This window comes from Novosphingobium sp. SG754, from assembly GCF_013149315.1.
Lineage (GTDB): Bacteria > Pseudomonadota > Alphaproteobacteria > Sphingomonadales > Sphingomonadaceae > Novosphingobium > Novosphingobium capsulatum.
In genome coordinates, this window is the sequence record NZ_JABGCC010000001.1 from 800,709 (window position 1) to 816,779 (window position 16,071).

The window sequence follows — 16,071 nt, forward strand, 5'->3', positions numbered from 1 at the left end:
ACGTTCGCATAAATGGATCTCATGGCTCGCCGGCCCGACATTTGAGCATCGTGCCGGTGAGCCGTTACGCCTCGCTACGCTCGCCGCGTCTTGCCGCATCCGAAATATCGTAATGCGGCGGTCGACAGCGCCGGCGTATGTTGGGCCTTCCCAATCAGAGTGTGCGCGCCCGGCAGGCCGATGCTTCGACTTGCAGCGCATCGATGGAGAAGGAGCCATCGGGTTCGATCGCGAAATAGGCGGCGGTTTCGGCTGACGCCAGTTGCTGCAGGGCGCGGATCGCCGTGCGAAGCGCATCCGGCGTCCGCATCCGTTCGACCCAGGATGTGAACTCCATCCGCAGGCGCCGCTTCACCGTGCTGCGCACCCGGAAGCCCGCTCTATCCAGCGCGGCCGCCCACTCGCTTTCGGTATGGTCACGGACGTGGGACGGGTCGCGCAGCAGTTCGACCGCCTGGAGATGGGTGTCGAACGGCGCGTGGCCCGGAGAAATCACGTCGATGAAAATCGCGGTCGCGCCGGGCTTCAGGACGCGGCGGGCCTCGCGCAATCCGGCATTCCAGTCGCGCCAGTGGTGCGCGCTGAAGCGGGTGGCCAGAAGATCAAAGCTGGCATCTTCGAACGGCAGTTGCTCTGCGGGAGAATTACAGATCTCGACATTGGACAAGCCCTGCTGCCGGGCGGTCGCCTGAATTGCCTCCAGCATTGCCGCCGACAGATCGACTGCCGTGACGGTGCCGCTATGCGGTGAGAGCCGATAGGCGACATGGCCGCCGCCCGTTCCCAGGTCGAGCGCGCGCGAGGCGGCTTCGCGCCGCGCGATCGCCTCCACTGCATCCAGGTCTTCGCCCCGGGCATGTACGATACTGGTGACATAGGCTTTGGCCTGACTTCCGAATTGCGCTTCGACGACGGTCTCATGGGAACGGGTCATAATTTCCTCCTGAAGGCATCTGAAGGCAATCAAGAACCTGTTACAAGAGACCTTCTTATCCTGTTATAAGATGACCCATGCTATCGGATGAAAAACGTAAACTCCTGGGCCACTTCATCCGCTCGCATCGCGAGCGGGTGATACCGGATCTTCAGGTCCGGCGCCGCCGAACGCCTGGATTGCGCCGTGAGGAGCTGGCCGCACGAGCGGGCATTGGTGTGACGTGGTGCGCCTGGATCGAGCAGGGCAGGGAGGTGCGCGTCTCGGCCGAAACGCTGGCGCGCCTCGCCGTGGCGCTGGCGCTCACCCCCGCCGAGCGCGCCTATCTTTTCGAACTGGGCGACAGGCGCGATCCTGATGCGCCCCCTACGGTGGCGACATCTACAGCGCCCGAGGGGGTGTCTGCGCTGATTGAGGCGCTCCCCTTTCCGGCCTATGGGCTGGACCGGCTGTGGAATGCCTGTTGTTGGAACGCTCCTGCGGAGCATCTGTTCGCGGATTGGCTCGGGCCGGGCCGCCAGCGCAACCTGCTACGCTACACGTTCCTGGAAAGATCGGTTCGGTCGCTACTACCGGACTGGGAAGAGCGCGCGAGACGGCTACTTGCAGAGTTCCGGGCGGATTGCGCGCGGATACTCAACGACGCTGACCTTGCCGCATTCACTGCGGACCTGTGTGTGGAATCTCCGCTCTTCGCGCAGGAATGGGAGACACAGAGCGTATCGGCGCGCGAGGGCGGCCTGCGAAATTTTGTGCATCCGCAAGACGGCTTGCTAAGCTACCGTCAGCATACTTTCACAGCGGCGGAGCGTCCGGACTATAAGCTTGTGGCACTGATCCCTTCGCCAGGCTGACCGCCCATGACGGCTGCGCGAAGGAGCGTGACTGCGGCGTCGGCGGCCGATTCCATGTAGCTGGCGTCGCGATGAAGCAGCACGACGGCAAAGCCTCCGTCCATGAGGAGAATCAGCTGGCGGGCCAGAACGCGGGCTTCCGGCCCATAACCCGCGTCCTCTAGAACAGTGTACATCCAGTCCTCCACCCGACGCTTATGCGCGCGCGCCGCAGCGATCGCCGGGTGGCCAGGCAGGTCGAACAATTCGACGGACGTGCGCAGGAAGCCGCAGCCTTTCCATTTGCGGTGCCGGGCGGATGCCGCAAGGTGCAGGAACACGCTGCGGAGCTTGTCCGCGACATCGCCTTGCGCATGGTCGAACCAACGCTGGAACAGCCGCAAATTGGGGGTGTCGCGTGCCTCTAGGTAGGCGGCGATCAAATCGTCCTTGCTGCGGAAATGATAGTAAAGCGTCTTCTTGGTGATGCCCGCCTTGGCAGCGACGGCGTCCATACTGACCGCGCGAATGCCTTCTCCGTAGAACAGCGCCGAAGCCGCATCGATGATGCGATCGCGGGTCGGAGCGGACGGGCGGGTCATACCTATACTCACTAGTGAAGATACCTGGCATCGTCTATCCCCTAGCATGTGGTTTATGCACATACGTCAACCAAACGAAGCCTCGCCAGACGGCATGCCGGTCCGCTTCTCCTGTGACGATGGCGTCCTGCTTGGCGGCACGCTCTGGCTCTCGACGGGGGACAGTGTCGGGCAGGTGATTCTCAATCCCGCGACCGGGGTGCTGGCGCGTTACTATCATCGCTATGCGCGCTTCCTCGCTGCTCATGGGGTCGATGTGCTTACCTATGACTATCGCGGCATCGGCGCCTCTCGACCTGCGGATCTTCGTGGATGCGGATATCGCTGGGTGGATTGGGGCTTACTCGATTTCGAGGCGGCACTGGCCTTCATGCGAGCACGGGGTGGGGCGGGACCGCTGAGCCTCGTCGGCCACAGCTTCGGCGGGGTCATCCCAGGCCTAGCGCGAAGTGCTGCCGCCCATGTCGATCGGTTGCTGACGGTCGGCGCCCAATATGCGTGGTGGGGCGATTACGCGCGTGATCGCCGGGCCGCGCTTTTTGGAAAGTGGCACGTGTTGATGCCGCTCCTCACCGCGGTGTTTGGCTACTTCCCCGGCAAACGGCTGGGATGGTTGGAGGACCTTCCTGCTGGCGTCGCTAATGCCTGGAGCTTTGGCGGGCCGCTGTTCGAGAGCCGATGGGAGCGCGATGAGAAACCTGAGCTGCGCGCCCGGATGTCTGCGTTTTGCGCGCCTATTCTGGCGGTGGCTGTGTCTGACGATGAACTCGGCACGCCCCAGGCAATCCGCCGCACACTCAGTTATTATCAGGGCGCCCCTCGCACGACTGTGCTGCTGCGCCCCTCGGATTTTGAACGCAAAGCCATTGGGCATTTCAACCTGTTTCATGACTCCCATGCCGACGGGTTCTGGCAAGACACCCTTTCCTGGCTGACGTCGGGCGTAAATCCATGGCCGGAGCAGATGATCGCCGGATTCTAGCCGCTGGTTCGTGCAGTGCACCTGCCACCGGACAACGGAATTTCGCTGGTTCCTAGTGCCGACGTTTGACGGGCAAGGTGAGCCGGATCACGAGGGCGAGGGCTGGGACAAATTCGCCGTTCGCAGAGGCTTCGCCGGACGGCGGGTTCAACCCAGAACTGTCGTTCGCGAGCGTCCCGAGAAGTCTCGCGGAAAGAGACTGCGTCACGAGCCATTGAATATATACAGCAATGCTGTATATATTGACGTTCAGGACGGAGGTTCTCATGTCAGTTCACGATCCAAAAGCAGTTGTCCGTCGTTTCAACGATGAGGTTATCGCAGACGGTAATCGCACCGCCTTCGAAGCGCTGATCGCACCAGGGTTCATCAACCGATCTGCACCCCCCGGTGCGGCTTCAGACGGTGAGAGCATGTGGAACACCTTTCAGAACGTGCTCCACCCGGCCTTGGCGGGGCTGACTGTCACGATCCACGACCAGATTGCGGAAGGCGACAAGGTGACGACGCGTAAGACGATTTCAGGCACCCACACCGGATCTTTAATTGGGGTGGAGGCGACGGGCAGACCAGTCAGCATTGACGTGATTGACGTCGTGCGGATCGAGGATGGCCGCTATGCCGAACATTGGGGCATCAACAATCTGCCGTCCGTGCTCGCCCGCTTGCAGCAGAGCTGAGCCGACGATGGTGGAAGCGGTCGCGGTTCAGTTAGACGAGGCCCGGTTGGCGCAGGATCTCCGCAGAAGCGTCAGCGCCTTCGTGCGTGTGGTTCGTCTCGAGACGGGAACGGTACGATCAGCACAGTCAGAGACTCTGGATTTGCTTCAACGGCTCGGCGCTATGAACGTCGCCGCCTTGGCCGAAAAGCGCGGCGTTACCCATCAGACCATGCGACTGGTAGTGGCGGGTCTCAATGCGGAGGGGCTAGTCCAACAGGATCCCGATCCGGCCGATCGCCGCAGCCGTTTGGTGACAATCTCCTCCGATGGCGACGCTGCGCTCGCGCAGGAGCGTCAGGCGCGCGAGTCTTGGATCGAGCGGGCCATTCACACTCGATTATCACGCGATGAGCGAAACCTGCTTCAGGCCACGATTCCGATCCTTAATCGGTTGGTCCAACCGGAGGGGTAAAGGGCGTTTCCGGTCCGAGATCGGCCACTAGCCGCTTTCGTCCGGAGCCGACGTCCGAAGGCCGCTTCGAGAACGGCATGAACTGGTCGCCATTTGCCGCCACCTCGAACGCGGCGTCGTGGGACATCACTGCCGTCGCGAGGCGTCATAAAAATGGCGGCTTTCGGCGAGCCCAGACGTTCCACCTGATCACGCGGCGATAAGGTTGCGTGACTCACGGAACTGCCACCCAGCGCTTAGGAAGCCAACTTATGCTGGCTGAACTGCCCTCATAATAATCTCGAGCGTCGCCGTAACTGTAGCTACCGTGATCTCATCTCTTGAGAACCATCGCCGAAAGAATAGCGAGCCGACGGCCATACCGATGACGTCCGAAGTTTCGCACCCCGCCGCAATTTCGCCTCGCGTTTTCGCGCGCTGAATGGAGACGGAAAACGGCTCCATGAAGCCGCGATGCAGAGCGGCCTGCATCTCGCGAAGTTCCGGATCGCGCTCGGCAGCGTCTATGATCGACGGATACACCGAGCTCCAGTTCGCGGATGAGAGCTGATCCGCTAAAGTGGCGAGGAGGAGTTGCAGATCTCCTTTCAGATTACCGGTGTCGGGCGCTTCCATCGCGCCGCCGAGCCGGGAGCAGGCATCGATGAGCAAGGCCGAACGTGATGGCCAGTGGCGGTAGATCGTAGTCTTGGAGACACCGGAATGTTTCGTGATCTCATCGATGCTCACGCCGCTGATTCCGCTGGCAGCGAGCTGGCGATAGGTCTCGGCCACCACCTTCGCCTTCGATCGCTCGACCCGCTTGTCAAAATTCCCGTTCAACTCTGGCACGACCATCCTTGCTTGACTCCGGAATACGGTACTGTACCGTATCACAAGTACGCTACAGTACACTATCGCTGAACAGCCCCTCGGTCGCAACCGGAAAGGAAAACTGGTGAAATTCGCATACACCCGCCTCATCACCGAGGATGTTCCCGCACTGTCTTATTTCTACGAGAAGCTGCTTGGCGTAACACCGAAGGGCAATGACGACTATGTCGAGCTGCACCCGGGCGGTGCGATCCTGGCCATCGTCAGCCGAGGTTCGGCTGTCTTCATGCACGGGGGCGAATGGGTGGCCGCTGCCAACCGTTCCGCGATCCTCGAGTTCGCAGTCGAGGACGTCGATCAAGAGCATGTGCGGATCGCCCCGTTCGTGAGTGACTGGGTACAGCAGCCCAAAGACATGCCGTGGGGCAACCGGTCAATGCTGTTCCGCGATCCGGATGGCAACGCCATCAACTTCTTCACGCCGCCAGACCCTGCGGCCTGATCACCCGACTGCCGTTCCGCCCGTCGGCGATATCGCCCTCTCGCCTGACGTGTCGTCTCCTGCAGCCGCTGAAGCCGAACGCTGCCGTGATTTAATTGATCATGTGTTCGTCGCGTCGATCGCGACAGGCGATCACGTAGTGATTTAGGAACGCATGTCGAAATGAGTTCCAGCGGCACAGCTTAGGGCGAGTGACAGGTTGTGGCCCAAGCCGCCATCTACGCCTGCGCTGTCTTGTGGCAACAATTGGTCGGGCGCGGTCGGGCCATACAACTGCAATGGAAGGGTTGCTTGAGCTGGCTCGGTCGCCAGAACCGGATCACGCACTTCCACCGCCCATCGCGGTCCAGCTCAGATCGTCGCGCATCGCTATAACGTGTATTTGCGTCGTTCATCCGACGTCCCCATCTTGGCCTGCGAGTTTCAGCGAAGGCGCATCATCAGGGCGGACAGTGCCGCAATCACGGCGGCGGGCTGCTCCAAGGGAACGAGGTGGCCCGCGCCCTCGACAACGGTGAGTACCGAGCCGGCAATGCCGTCCCGTAGCGCTTCGCTCTCCGCCAGGCTGCGGAGTTCATCGGCGCCGGCTGAGAGGATAGCAGTGGGGCAGGTGATATCGCGAAGGCGCGCTGCATCGCCAGCTCTTTGGATGCTGGATTGGCGAGCAAAGACCTCGGGACCTAGCCTTTCGCTCATGCGCTGGACGCGCTCGATCATCGCATCTGTCCGACAGAGCTGCGACAGGGACTTCTCGATCGCGCGGCGACTGAGCCGACGAAAGGGTGCCACCTGGCCGCCCAGGGAGCGTCGCGATTCCATGAGGTGGGGAGCATCGGCCGCCGCCGAGGTGGCAACAAGCAAAAGCCCCTTCACACGCTCAGGCGCCTGATAGGCGATCTCGCGGGCGACATAGCCGCCCATCGAGAAGCCGACGACGACGACCGGTCCGTCCGTCGCGATAAGCGCTCGGTGGGCGATCGCCGGAATCGATGTGTCCCGCGTGGTATCGACATCGATGACATCTCCCATCGCGTCCAGCTCCGGCCGCAGGTCGGTCCAAAGATCGGCGTCCAGCATAAAGCCGGGGATGAGAAGCAGCTTTATCTGTCTGCCCATGTGGCGCGGGATGCCTCTGGCTCGCGGAACGGCGGCGCTTATCAGGCAAGCGGCGGGTTGATCCGCGCAAAGCCCTCCTGCCGCTGATAGGGGAAGTGAGGGTAGGGTGCGATCACAGCACTGGTCTTGTCAAGCTGGGCGATCTGTTCCGCCGACAGCGTCCAGCCGACGGCGCCGAGATTTTGGCGAAGCTGGTCTTCGTTGCGCGCGCCGATGATGACGGAGGAGACAGTGGGCCGCTGGATCAGCCAGTTTAGCGCCACCTGCGGCACGGTCTTGCCGACTTCCGCCGCGACCGCCTCCAGCGCGTCGATCACTCGGAACAGATGCTCATCCTCAACCGGCGGCCCATAGCTCGCAGTGTCGTGCAGCCGGCTCGCCTCAGGAAGCGCCGCCCCGCGGCGGATCTTGCCGGTCAGACGCCCCCAGCCAAGCGGACTCCAGACCATTGCGCCCAACCCCTGGTCCGCGCCGAGCGGCATCAGATCCCATTCGTAATCGCGACCAATCAGCGAATAATAGACCTGGTTGGCAACATAGCGCGGCCAGCCATAGCGCTCCGCGACGGCCAGCGCCTTCATGACCTGCCAACCCGAGAAATTGGAAACCCCGACATATCGGACCTTGCCGTCCCGGACGAGCGTATCGAGCGTCGAGAGCACCTCCTCCATTGGGGTCATCGCGTCAAAGGCGTGGAGTTGCAGAAGATCGATATAGTCGGTGCCCAGTCGCTTCAATGCGGCTTCGACCGCGCTGATCAGCCGGAAGCGCGATGAACCCGCGTCGTTCGGACCATCGCCCATTGGCAGGCTGGCCTTGGTCGAGATCAAGGCATCGGTGCGCCGTCCCTTGAGGGCCTCACCAAGTACTTCCTCCGACGCCCCGTTGGAATAGACATCGGCGGTATCGAACAGATTGACGCCGGCTTCGAGGCAGATGTCGACGAGGCGGCGCGCCTCCGTCGCTCCGGTATTGCCCCAGGCGCCGAACAGCGGCCCAGTGCCGCCGAAGGTGCCCGTGCCAAAGCTCAGCACCGGAACCTTGAGGCCGGAACGGCCGAGGAAGCGATAGTCCATGTCATGATCCTTAGGAGCGGGAGGAGGTGTTCAGCGACCCAGCAGCGTGCGCAGGTCGATGGCGTCCGCCATCGCTGCATTGCCCTTGTCGCCGGGGTGAAGATGATCGCCGGAATCGAAGGCGGGCGCGATCCGCTCGGGGTGAGCCGGGTCGCGCAGCAGTTTGTCGAAATCGACCACCGCGTCGAATGCGCCGCTTGTGCGAATCCAGCGGTTGATATCCTGGCGGAGCGCGTCCTTCTCGGGGCTGAAATAGTCACCGAGCGGAGTGCCGGCGAGCGCGCCCGCGAAGGGCGTCAGCGTCGCTCCGATCACCCGAATATGATGCATGTGGGCCTGCTCGATGATCTGACGATATCCAGCGATCATCGCGCCGGCAGTCGGCCTATCCTGCTTGCGTGCAAAAGCGGTGCCGGGCCAGGCGATGTCGTTGATGCCGATCAGCAGAATGATCGCCTTCACATCGGGCTGGGCGAAAACGTCGCGATCCAGCCGGGCGAGGGCGTTCACGCCCATTTTGTTTTCGAGCAAACGGGCACCGGAAATGCCGGCATTGAGGATCGCGACGTGGTGGGGCGCCATGCGCCGGCTGAGGAAGTCGGGCCAGCGGGTGTCGGCGTCGACCGTCGCGCCATTTCCATCGGTGATTGAATCTCCGATCACAACCACCGCTCCAGCATTGGCAGCGTCGACCAAAACCTCGCTCAGCAGGATGCGGGCGTCGGTCCGCTCGTTCGTCGGGAAGGTCGAGGATTGGGTGAGATCGCCATCAGCGAACCAGGCGCTCTGGCGACCATCCCAGTGAAAGGTCCTGAGCGGCGTCTCGACCGGGAGCCAGGTGGAGACGGTAAGGCGCGCCTGATCGGCCACTGCCATAGCAATTGGATCGCTGATCAGTTGCGTGCCTGGGGCAATGACGGCTCCTGTCTGTCCACCGAAGGTGACGGCATGCAGCACGCCTTCCGCGGACGCACTGTCCGAGCTCGCCAGAGCGACGCTCGCAGCGCCGATCCGCAGCGGCGCATCGCCATAGGCGTTGGAAAACACGAGGCGAACCTGTGAACCGCCGAGGCCGATCCGGACGATCTGGCGGAAGGTTTTGTCCTTAACACTGGCAGGAATCTTGGTCGGGAAGGCGAAGTCCGCATTCCAGACCGCTTGCGGGCTTGCCATCCAGGTCCCGACCCAACTCGGGCTCTGTGCCAGCGCCACAGCCGGGCAAAAGAAGGCCGCTGTCACGGCAAGGAGAGCGGACAATCGGCGGGGCATCTTAACGGACATGGGAATTGAGCTCCGTGATCGGGTTGGTACGGCCGCTGCGGTTCAATCCCGCCGCCAGCGCCGCGGCGCCGATCGCCGCCAAAGGAAAGGCTGCGGCAACAATCGGAACGAAGGTCAGTCCGGGACCGTGGTCGATGACCATGCCGCCCGCCCAGGCGCCGATCGCGTTGCCCAGATTGAATGCTGCGATGTTGAAGGAGGACGCGAGGCTCCGGCCCGCGCCTTCCGCTCGCGACAGCACCCACATCTGAAGCGGCGCTACGGTCGCGAAGCCGGCGGCGCCCAGCATGCCCGTCAGCACGACCGCCGCCGCCGGCGAAGAGAGGCCCGGCGTCATGGCCGCCAGCACCAGCGCCAGAACGGCCAGCGTCCCGAACACAGTGGCGAGCAGGCCGCGATCGGCGAGCCGGCCACCAAGCAGATTGCCCACGACGAGCCCCCCGCCGAACACCAGCAGGATCGGCGCGACCGCCGGCTCCTGAAACCCACTGACCCGGGTCAGCATCGGCGCGATATAGGTGAACACCGCAAAGACACCGGCATAGCCGAGGACGGTGGTCAGCAAACCAAGCAGGACAGGCACACGGAGGATGGCTGCCAGATCCGCCCGCCAGTTGCTCGCCTCTGGCGCCGCGCCGTCCCGGGGAACCAGGGCTGCAATGATCGCGAAGGCGGCAAGGCCGGTCAGCGTCACAGCGACGAAGGTCGCGCGCCAGCCGAAATGTTGACCGATCCAGGTTCCGAGCGGCACACCGAGGATGTTGGCGACGGTCAGACCGGTGAACATCACGGCGATAGCCAAAGCTTTGCGGTCATCAGCAACCAGGCCGGTGGCCACCACCGACCCGACGCCGAAGAACGTGCCATGCGCCAGCGCGGTCAGCACGCGGGCCGCCATCAGGAAACCGTAGGTCGGTGCGAGTGCACAGGCAGCGTTGCCGGCGATGAAGATGGCCATCAGCGCCAGCAGGATGGTCTTGCGGGGCCACTGTGCGGTCAAAACAGTCAGTACAGGAGCGCCGATGACGACGCCCAGCGCATAGCCGGAGATCAGCAGGCCAGCGGCCGCGATACTCACATGCAGGTCGGCACAGACCTGGAGCAGCAACCCCATGATGACGAATTCGGTGACGCCGATGCCGAAGGCCCCGGCCGTCAGGGCATAGAGCGCCAACGGCATGATCTGTCTCACTGTTTGCAAGCTCGACAGAGATAGACCAGCGCTCTCAAGTGACATAGTATGCCGTAAGTAACATCATTTGTGAATTGAAGGACCAATGGCGCGATCTGATATCAACCGCACCGGGGAGATGGAGGTGTTCGCCTCGGTCGTGGAGCACGGAGGCTTCTCCGCGGCGGCGCGGGTCTGCCGCATGACGCCTTCAGCGGTCAGCAAGCTCGTGGCCCGGCTGGAGTCCCGCCTTGGCGCGAGGTTGGTCAACCGATCGACGCGGGCCTTCCAGCTTACCCCGGAAGGCTGCGCCTTCTACGAGCGCACGAAACGCATCCTGGCTGATATCGCCGACGCCGAACACAGCGCGGGTGCCGGTGAGCAGCCGGTCGGGCGCATCCGCCTCAGTACGAGCGCGTCCTACGCCACCCATATTCTCGCGCCCGTCCTCCCGCAGTTCCTGGAGCGTCATCCAGGCGTGACGCTGGATCTGATCCAGACTGACATGGTCGTCGACCTGCTGACCGAGCGGATCGACGTGGCCGTGCGCGCCGGGCCGCTCAAGAGTTCGAGCTTGGTTGCGCGCAGGCTCGGCGCCACGACGATGAGGATCGTGGCGGCGCCGGCCTATCTTGCCCGGTTTGGCGAACCCGGGACGATCGAGGATCTCGATGATCACGCCCGCATCGGCTTCAGCTATTCGCGTACCGTCGATGGCTGGCCGATGAAGAAGGGTAGCGAGACAGTTGTCGTTCCCGTAGTCGGACCGGTTCAGGCGAGTGACGGCGAAGCCTTGCGCCAGCTCGCCCTCGCCGGGGCCGGCATTGCCCGTCTCGCCGGTTTCACGATCCGGGACGATATCGCGGCAGGCCGTCTGGTTCCCGTGCTCGATCATCTCAATGCGGGCGATCGTGAGGATTTCCACGCGATCCATATCGGTCAGGGCGGTCCGCTTCCCTCCCGCGTGCGCGCCCTGCTCGACTTCCTGGCGGAACGGGGAAGGGTGGAATGGAGCGGCTGAAGCTCCACTCGGCGGCATTGGAGATCGATGTCTGCGGTTGCCGGCCGTGCCCGGAAACGGGGCGGCATGGCGTTACGTCGCAGCTATTTGCCGGTATCTCGATTGTCTTCTGCCGAGCATATTTCCCCGCGCAATACATCTGGGCACTTTTCAGCACGAAGCCGTCACCGCGCGCGTGCAGCAACGGCCGCCCTCCGCATCAGCCTCCCTTACCGATGTCGATCACCACCTTGCCGAACGGGCCGCGCTCAAGATGGTCGAATGCTGCCCGGGCCTCGGTAAAGGGATAGGTCCGATCGATCACCGGCTTCAGCGCGAGCGTATCGAATGCCTGCACCATGTCTTCGAAGGCCCTCCTATGGCCAACCGTGATGCCCTGAAGGATCGCTCGCTTCAGCATCATCGGCACGACCGACAGGACAATATCGGCGTCCTTAAGGAAGCCGACCTGCGAGACCCGGCCGCCACCGGTGAGGGCGGCGGCTGACTGGGCGATGTTATCGCCGCCGATCAGTTCGAGGATATGGTCGACACCGCGCCCGCCCGTCAGGTCGAGCGCGACATCCGACCATTGCGGTGTGACTGCGGTATCGATAACGCCCCACGCTCCGAGCGCCTTCGCGCGTTCCAGCTTTGCGGCGCTGCGCGAGGTGACAATGACCTTCGCGCCTGACGCACGCGCAATCTGCAGCCCGAATAGCGCGACGCCGCCTGTGCCCTGCACCAGAACGGTCTGACCGGGCTTGATGCGACCGGTTTCGACGAGCGCGAACCAGGCCGTCAGTGCGGCGATCGGAAGGGTCGAGGCTTCCCGGTCCGTGAGAGAAGCAGGTGCCGCGACGGCGATATCTTCATGAAGAAGGACATATTCTGCCAACATGCCCGGAAGCGGCCCGCCAAGTGATCTGCCGTGCCGAGACATGTCCACCGGCGCCTCCCCATCCAGCCATGTCGTCCAGAAATTACCGAGGACGCGATCACCCTGCTTGAAGCGGGAGACACCTTCGCCGATTGCAACGACCTCACCAGCCATATCCGAGACTGGCGTGAACGGCATCTCTGGGGCCCGGGGCAGCAGGTCCCCCTCGACGACGAGTTTGTCCCGGTAATTGAGGGACACGGCCGAGACCCGTACGAGCAACTCGCCCCGGCCGGGCTCCGGGAGCGGCACTTCCATGAGCTCCAACTTGTCTATTCCGAACGCGGGCAACTGCCATCGCTGCATCGTCTCGGTCATCTCGGTCCCTTCCACCTTCGTGAGGGACGGAAGATATTGACGCCATGACGGCGTGTATCGCGATATAATGGCAGAACATATCCTCCAAAGGTTCGCCAATCGATGAGCATCAATCTGCATTCTCAGCTTCAGGGCATCAGCGCCTTCGTGCACAGCGTGGAGACCGGAAGCTTCACGGCGGCTGCAGACCGCATGGGGTTGTCCAAGTCCGCGACGGGAAAAATGGTCGCTCGATTGGAGGCGCGCCTCGACGCGCAGTTGCTGCGCCGTACGACCCGCAGCCTGAGCCTCACCCCGGAAGGGCAGGCTTATTATGAGAGTTGCCGGAAGGTCCTGGAGGAACTCGACACGGCGGAGGCTCTGCTTGCGTCGCGGCAGCGCCTCGTTTCCGGCAAGGTGCGGGTCAATCTGCCGGTGTCGTTCGGAAGACTCCACTGCATGCCGGTGCTTACGCAGCTCCTTGCGACCCATCCTGCGCTTGATCTCGATGTGTCGTTTACGGATCGCCGAGTGGATTTGATCGAGGAAGGCATCGATCTTGTCGTCCGGCTTGGCGACCCGGGCGACCAGGCCCATCTGGTCGGCCGGCGCATCGCGTGGCAACGTTCCGTCGTCTGCGCGGCGCCGGGCTATCTGGAGCGTCGCGGACGGCCATCCACAATTGGTGATCTGGCGCACCACGACTGCCTTGCCTTCGCTCGCGATGGGCGCCCGCTACCCTGGACGATTTTGGATGAAAATGGCATCGCTCAGTCGGTCTCGGTGAGGCCTCGCCACACGATCAGCCATGGTGAAGCGTTGCTCGATGCGGCGGTCCATGGTCTTGGCCTGGCCTACCTCTCCACCTGGCTTGCCGACGATGGCATTGGAAGCGGTGAGCTTGAGGTTCTACCGCTGGCCACGCCGGCGGAAGAAGCGGCCATTTCGATTTTGTGGCCCAGCTCTCGCCATCTGGCGCCGAAGGTGCGTGTGGTCGTCGACGCTCTGAGCGCGGCTAAATTCGGCTAAGGGATTTCAAAATCGTTAGGGACTTCATGGCTCCTATCCAGCACGCCGGTCGGCCAAAGCCTTGCGATTTGTCACTCATGTCGGGTCATGGATCGCCGTCAAATGGATGTCAGATTGGCGCCGAGGAATAGCAGTCCAAGTTTGTACCAGCGACCGAGCATGGGGCCGTCGATCTCTCGGTACGCAAATCGGCCGAAGACGTATCCCAAGGCCGCAGGCGCTATCTGCCAGATAGAATTCAGCGATATTTGATGGTCGCTCGTGGAGCTTGTCGGGAAGACGAGCAATGCCGGCAGCAGCGCAATGAAAAAGCAGCCCAGCGCGGCGACTCGCTCATCACGCTCCAGCTTTAACATGATAAGATAGAGCAGAGCCGGGAAGGCGATCCCGGTCACTCCCCCGACCAAGCCGGAGCCCAGGCCGACGAACGGCGAAAGCCACCTTTCCCAACGGGGCGGGACCTTCCGCTCGCCGAAGAGGAGGGCGGTGGCGGAGGTCGCTAGCATCTTGAGACCAAACGCCGCCGGCCAAAATCCATTCGTATGGATACCCATCAGACGGACCGCCGCGCTCCCGGCAAGAACGCCGGCGCTGAGCGCGCCGAACCTGCGGAGCAACATCGGAAATGAGGGAGCCGCCGTGACCTGCCAGGCATTGGCAATGATCGCGGGCATGATCAGGTTGGTCGGGATTTCCAACCCTGGCAGCAAGATGAGCAGTCCCGATGCCATGGCTTGAAAGCCGAAGCCCAGCGTACCCTGGATGAAGCCGGCGGCGAAGAAAGCGCTCGCGACGAACGTCACGGACAGGAGGTGGTCTGTCATCCGGCTTCAGGGGAGGCAATGGACATCGACATGGCAAAACGAAGGCCGCCTCGCGGCTTACGCATAGACGTCCGTATAAAGTTCGCTCGGGTCCGGCTCAGGACTTTGGATCGAAAAGTCGACAGCTTTCATGACGACCGCCTTTATGCGCTTGTCGATCTCCTTCACCTCCTCCGGGGAGATGTTCCAGTCATTGAGAAGGCGGCCCAGCACTCGATCGATAGGATCGTTCTCGGTCTTCATCTTCTGGACCTCGTCCCGTGAGCGATATTTTGCCGGGTCGGACATCGAGTGGCCGCGATAGCGGTAGGTCAGCATCTCGAGAATATACGGTCCGCCGCCACCGCGGGCGCGATCCACGGCGCGCTTGCCGGCTTCATAGACCGCACGCACGTCCATGGCATCGACCTGCTCGCCCGGAATGTTGAACGAGGCGCCGCGCTGTGAAAGGTTCGTCGTTGCCGACGCCCGCTCTATGCTGGTGCCCATGCCGTAGCGATTGTTCTCGATGACGTAGATTACGGGCAGGTCCCAGATCTTGGCCATGTTGAAGCTTTCGTAGACCTGGCCCTGATTAGCGGCGCCATCGCCGAAGTAGGTCAGGCAGACCCGGTCATTTTCATTATACTTGTTGGCGAAAGCCAGGCCGGTCCCGATCGACACCTGGGCACCGACAATGCCGTGACCGCCGTAGAAGCCGAGCTCGGGACTGAACATGTGCATGGACCCGCCCTTGCCGTGCGAGATGCCGGTCGAGCGGCCGGTCAGCTCCGCCATGACAACATCGGGATCGACGCCGAGGGCGAGCATATGGCCATGGTCGCGATAGGCGGTGATGACCTGATCACCTTTCTCGATCGCCTTCTGCATGCCCACAACCACGGCCTCCTGGCCGATGTAGAGGTGGCAGAAACCTGCGATCAGGCCCTCGCCGTACATTTGGCCCGCGCGCTCCTCGAAGCGCCGGATGAGCAGCATCTGCTCATAGGCTTTGAGGTCGTCCTCCATTTGGAACAGGGAGTCACTCGTCCGATGACCGGCTTCCTCCGTCGGCTTGACTGCGTTCTTTGCCATGTTTGATCTCCGATCACATGCTTGTTGTCTTAAGGCCGACGATTCCCACCAATGTGACCGCAATCCAGATCAGCCGTGCTGCCGTTGCCGCCTCCCGGAACACCAGAATGCCCAAGGCCACTGATCCGACGGCGCCGATTCCGGTCCAGACGGCATAGGCCGAGCCCACTGGAAGAACCTGAAGGGCGCGGCCGAGCGAAACGATGAATAGTATCAGCAGGACAATAGACGTGGCCGTCCAACCGAAGCGGGTGTAGCCCGCCGACATCTTCACGCTCGCCGCCCACGCGACGTCGACCAGTCCCGAAAAGACGAGCAAAGCCCAGGCGTTGTTGGTGCTCATCGCGCCTCTACGTTGCTAGATTTGGATTGCGGCGAGAGCCTGCTCGCCGGTTCAACCCAGACCATAGAGACGTTTCAAAGATACTGGGGTTGGCGTTTCGAAAGCGCCGTTTGCGCAGCC

General features: G+C 62.6%; 18 protein-coding genes. 7 read left to right on the top strand and 11 right to left on the bottom strand.

All coding sequences use genetic code 11. The features are described from left to right. Positions 1-154 precede the first annotated feature (154 nt). Positions 155-934, bottom strand: coding sequence for a class I SAM-dependent methyltransferase (locus FHW97_RS03780; RefSeq protein ID WP_171798025.1), 780 nt, complete (start codon positions 932-934; stop codon positions 155-157). A 77-nt stretch (positions 935-1,011) separates the two neighbouring features. Here FHW97_RS03780 and FHW97_RS03785 point away from each other — a divergent pair, with 77 nt between their 5' ends. Continuing rightward, positions 1,012-1,788, top strand: coding sequence for a helix-turn-helix domain-containing protein (locus FHW97_RS03785; RefSeq protein ID WP_171798026.1), 777 nt, complete (start codon positions 1,012-1,014; stop codon positions 1,786-1,788). Here FHW97_RS03785 and FHW97_RS03790 read toward each other — a convergent pair. After that, positions 1,752-2,369, bottom strand: coding sequence for a TetR/AcrR family transcriptional regulator (locus tag FHW97_RS03790; RefSeq protein ID WP_171798027.1), 618 nt, complete (start codon positions 2,367-2,369; stop codon positions 1,752-1,754). The genes FHW97_RS03785 and FHW97_RS03790 overlap by 37 nt on opposite strands. A gap of 46 nt (positions 2,370-2,415) precedes the next feature. Between FHW97_RS03790 and FHW97_RS03795 the strand changes: the two genes are divergently transcribed. From FHW97_RS03795 to FHW97_RS03805, 3 genes are all read left to right on the top strand, one after another. After that, positions 2,416-3,351 carry an alpha/beta fold hydrolase gene (locus FHW97_RS03795; protein ID WP_253941537.1) on the top strand — a complete coding sequence of 312 codons (936 nt, stop codon included), beginning with the start codon at positions 2,416-2,418 and terminating at the stop codon, positions 3,349-3,351. A 266-nt stretch (positions 3,352-3,617) separates the two neighbouring features. Next, positions 3,618-4,031 carry an ester cyclase gene (locus FHW97_RS03800; RefSeq protein ID WP_171798028.1) on the top strand — a complete coding sequence of 138 codons (414 nt, stop codon included), beginning with the start codon at positions 3,618-3,620 and terminating at the stop codon, positions 4,029-4,031. Positions 4,032-4,038: 7 nt separating this feature from the next. Then, positions 4,039-4,485 (top strand): MarR family winged helix-turn-helix transcriptional regulator, encoded by a 447-nt coding sequence (locus tag FHW97_RS03805; protein WP_171798029.1) that lies wholly within the window; start codon positions 4,039-4,041, stop codon positions 4,483-4,485. Positions 4,486-4,734: 249 nt separating this feature from the next. On the opposite strand, the gene FHW97_RS03810 is transcribed toward FHW97_RS03805, so the two are convergent. Then, positions 4,735-5,259: a TetR/AcrR family transcriptional regulator gene (locus FHW97_RS03810; protein ID WP_370525274.1), complete on the bottom strand. Its 525-nt coding sequence runs from the start codon at positions 5,257-5,259 to the stop codon at positions 4,735-4,737. 163 nt (positions 5,260-5,422) lie between these two features. Between FHW97_RS03810 and FHW97_RS03815 the strand changes: the two genes are divergently transcribed. Then, positions 5,423-5,800: a VOC family protein gene (locus FHW97_RS03815; RefSeq protein ID WP_171798031.1), complete on the top strand. Its 378-nt coding sequence runs from the start codon at positions 5,423-5,425 to the stop codon at positions 5,798-5,800. 423 nt (positions 5,801-6,223) lie between these two features. Here FHW97_RS03815 and FHW97_RS03820 read toward each other — a convergent pair whose 3' ends face one another. Genes FHW97_RS03820 through FHW97_RS03835 form a run of 4 tightly spaced genes read right to left on the bottom strand, consistent with a single transcriptional unit; the run spans position 6,224 to position 10,453 of the window. Beyond that, positions 6,224-6,916, bottom strand: coding sequence for an alpha/beta fold hydrolase (locus tag FHW97_RS03820; RefSeq protein WP_216647618.1), 693 nt, complete (start codon positions 6,914-6,916; stop codon positions 6,224-6,226). A gap of 41 nt (positions 6,917-6,957) precedes the next feature. Further along, a complete protein-coding gene (locus FHW97_RS03825; RefSeq protein WP_171798032.1) occupies positions 6,958-7,992 on the bottom strand; it encodes an aldo/keto reductase in 1,035 nt (344 codons plus the stop codon). Between the two features lie 30 nt (positions 7,993-8,022). Then, positions 8,023-9,273: an SGNH/GDSL hydrolase family protein gene (locus tag FHW97_RS03830; protein ID WP_216647619.1), complete on the bottom strand. Its 1,251-nt coding sequence runs from the start codon at positions 9,271-9,273 to the stop codon at positions 8,023-8,025. Then, entirely contained in the window at positions 9,263-10,453 is a 1,191-nt protein-coding gene (locus tag FHW97_RS03835) for an MFS transporter (protein ID WP_171798033.1), read from the bottom strand. The genes FHW97_RS03830 and FHW97_RS03835 overlap by 11 nt, the downstream gene beginning before the upstream one ends. Positions 10,454-10,550: 97 nt before the next feature. On the opposite strand from FHW97_RS03835, the gene FHW97_RS03840 reads away from it, so the two are divergent. Further along, entirely contained in the window at positions 10,551-11,465 is a 915-nt protein-coding gene (locus FHW97_RS03840) for a LysR family transcriptional regulator (protein ID WP_171798034.1), read from the top strand. Positions 11,466-11,664: 199 nt separating this feature from the next. Here FHW97_RS03840 and FHW97_RS03845 read toward each other — a convergent pair whose 3' ends face one another. Continuing rightward, entirely contained in the window at positions 11,665-12,702 is a 1,038-nt protein-coding gene (locus FHW97_RS03845; RefSeq protein WP_171798035.1) for an NAD(P)-dependent alcohol dehydrogenase, read from the bottom strand. 102 nt (positions 12,703-12,804) lie between these two features. Between FHW97_RS03845 and FHW97_RS03850 the strand changes: the two genes are divergently transcribed. Further along, positions 12,805-13,710, top strand: a complete 906-nt coding sequence (locus FHW97_RS03850; protein WP_171798036.1) for a LysR family transcriptional regulator — start codon at positions 12,805-12,807, stop codon at positions 13,708-13,710. 98 nt (positions 13,711-13,808) lie between these two features. Here FHW97_RS03850 and FHW97_RS03855 read toward each other — a convergent pair whose 3' ends face one another. The 3 genes from FHW97_RS03855 to FHW97_RS03865 form a co-directional block, all read right to left on the bottom strand. Next, positions 13,809-14,534 carry a TSUP family transporter gene (locus FHW97_RS03855; protein WP_171798037.1) on the bottom strand — a complete coding sequence of 242 codons (726 nt, stop codon included), beginning with the start codon at positions 14,532-14,534 and terminating at the stop codon, positions 13,809-13,811. A gap of 57 nt (positions 14,535-14,591) precedes the next feature. Continuing rightward, positions 14,592-15,542, bottom strand: coding sequence for a pyruvate dehydrogenase (acetyl-transferring) E1 component subunit alpha (gene pdhA / locus FHW97_RS03860; RefSeq protein WP_253941588.1), 951 nt, complete (start codon positions 15,540-15,542; stop codon positions 14,592-14,594). Positions 15,543-15,621: 79 nt separating this feature from the next. Continuing rightward, entirely contained in the window at positions 15,622-15,951 is a 330-nt protein-coding gene (locus FHW97_RS03865) for a multidrug efflux SMR transporter (RefSeq protein ID WP_069206441.1), read from the bottom strand. Positions 15,952-16,071: the final 120 nt, after the last annotated feature.

Coding starts and splice junctions, on each gene's coding strand:
- FHW97_RS03820 (WP_216647618.1), bottom strand. CDS start 6,916: ATGGGCAGACAGATAAAGCTGCTTCTCATCCCCGGCTTTATGCTGGAC.
- FHW97_RS03850 (WP_171798036.1), top strand. CDS start 12,805: ATGAGCATCAATCTGCATTCTCAGCTTCAGGGCATCAGCGCCTTCGTG.
- FHW97_RS03865 (WP_069206441.1), bottom strand. CDS start 15,951: ATGAGCACCAACAACGCCTGGGCTTTGCTCGTCTTTTCGGGACTGGTC.
- pdhA (WP_253941588.1), bottom strand. CDS start 15,542: ATGGAGGACGACCTCAAAGCCTATGAGCAGATGCTGCTCATCCGGCGC.
- FHW97_RS03835 (WP_171798033.1), bottom strand. CDS start 10,453: ATGCCGTTGGCGCTCTATGCCCTGACGGCCGGGGCCTTCGGCATCGGC.
- FHW97_RS03795 (WP_253941537.1), top strand. CDS start 2,416: ATGTGGTTTATGCACATACGTCAACCAAACGAAGCCTCGCCAGACGGC.
- FHW97_RS03780 (WP_171798025.1), bottom strand. CDS start 934: ATGACCCGTTCCCATGAGACCGTCGTCGAAGCGCAATTCGGAAGTCAG.
- FHW97_RS03805 (WP_171798029.1), top strand. CDS start 4,039: ATGGTGGAAGCGGTCGCGGTTCAGTTAGACGAGGCCCGGTTGGCGCAG.
- FHW97_RS03825 (WP_171798032.1), bottom strand. CDS start 7,992: ATGGACTATCGCTTCCTCGGCCGTTCCGGCCTCAAGGTTCCGGTGCTG.
- FHW97_RS03785 (WP_171798026.1), top strand. CDS start 1,012: ATGCTATCGGATGAAAAACGTAAACTCCTGGGCCACTTCATCCGCTCG.
- FHW97_RS03840 (WP_171798034.1), top strand. CDS start 10,551: ATGGCGCGATCTGATATCAACCGCACCGGGGAGATGGAGGTGTTCGCC.
- FHW97_RS03845 (WP_171798035.1), bottom strand. CDS start 12,702: ATGACCGAGACGATGCAGCGATGGCAGTTGCCCGCGTTCGGAATAGAC.
- FHW97_RS03855 (WP_171798037.1), bottom strand. CDS start 14,534: ATGACAGACCACCTCCTGTCCGTGACGTTCGTCGCGAGCGCTTTCTTC.
- FHW97_RS03830 (WP_216647619.1), bottom strand. CDS start 9,273: ATGTCCGTTAAGATGCCCCGCCGATTGTCCGCTCTCCTTGCCGTGACA.
- FHW97_RS03800 (WP_171798028.1), top strand. CDS start 3,618: ATGTCAGTTCACGATCCAAAAGCAGTTGTCCGTCGTTTCAACGATGAG.
- FHW97_RS03790 (WP_171798027.1), bottom strand. CDS start 2,369: ATGACCCGCCCGTCCGCTCCGACCCGCGATCGCATCATCGATGCGGCT.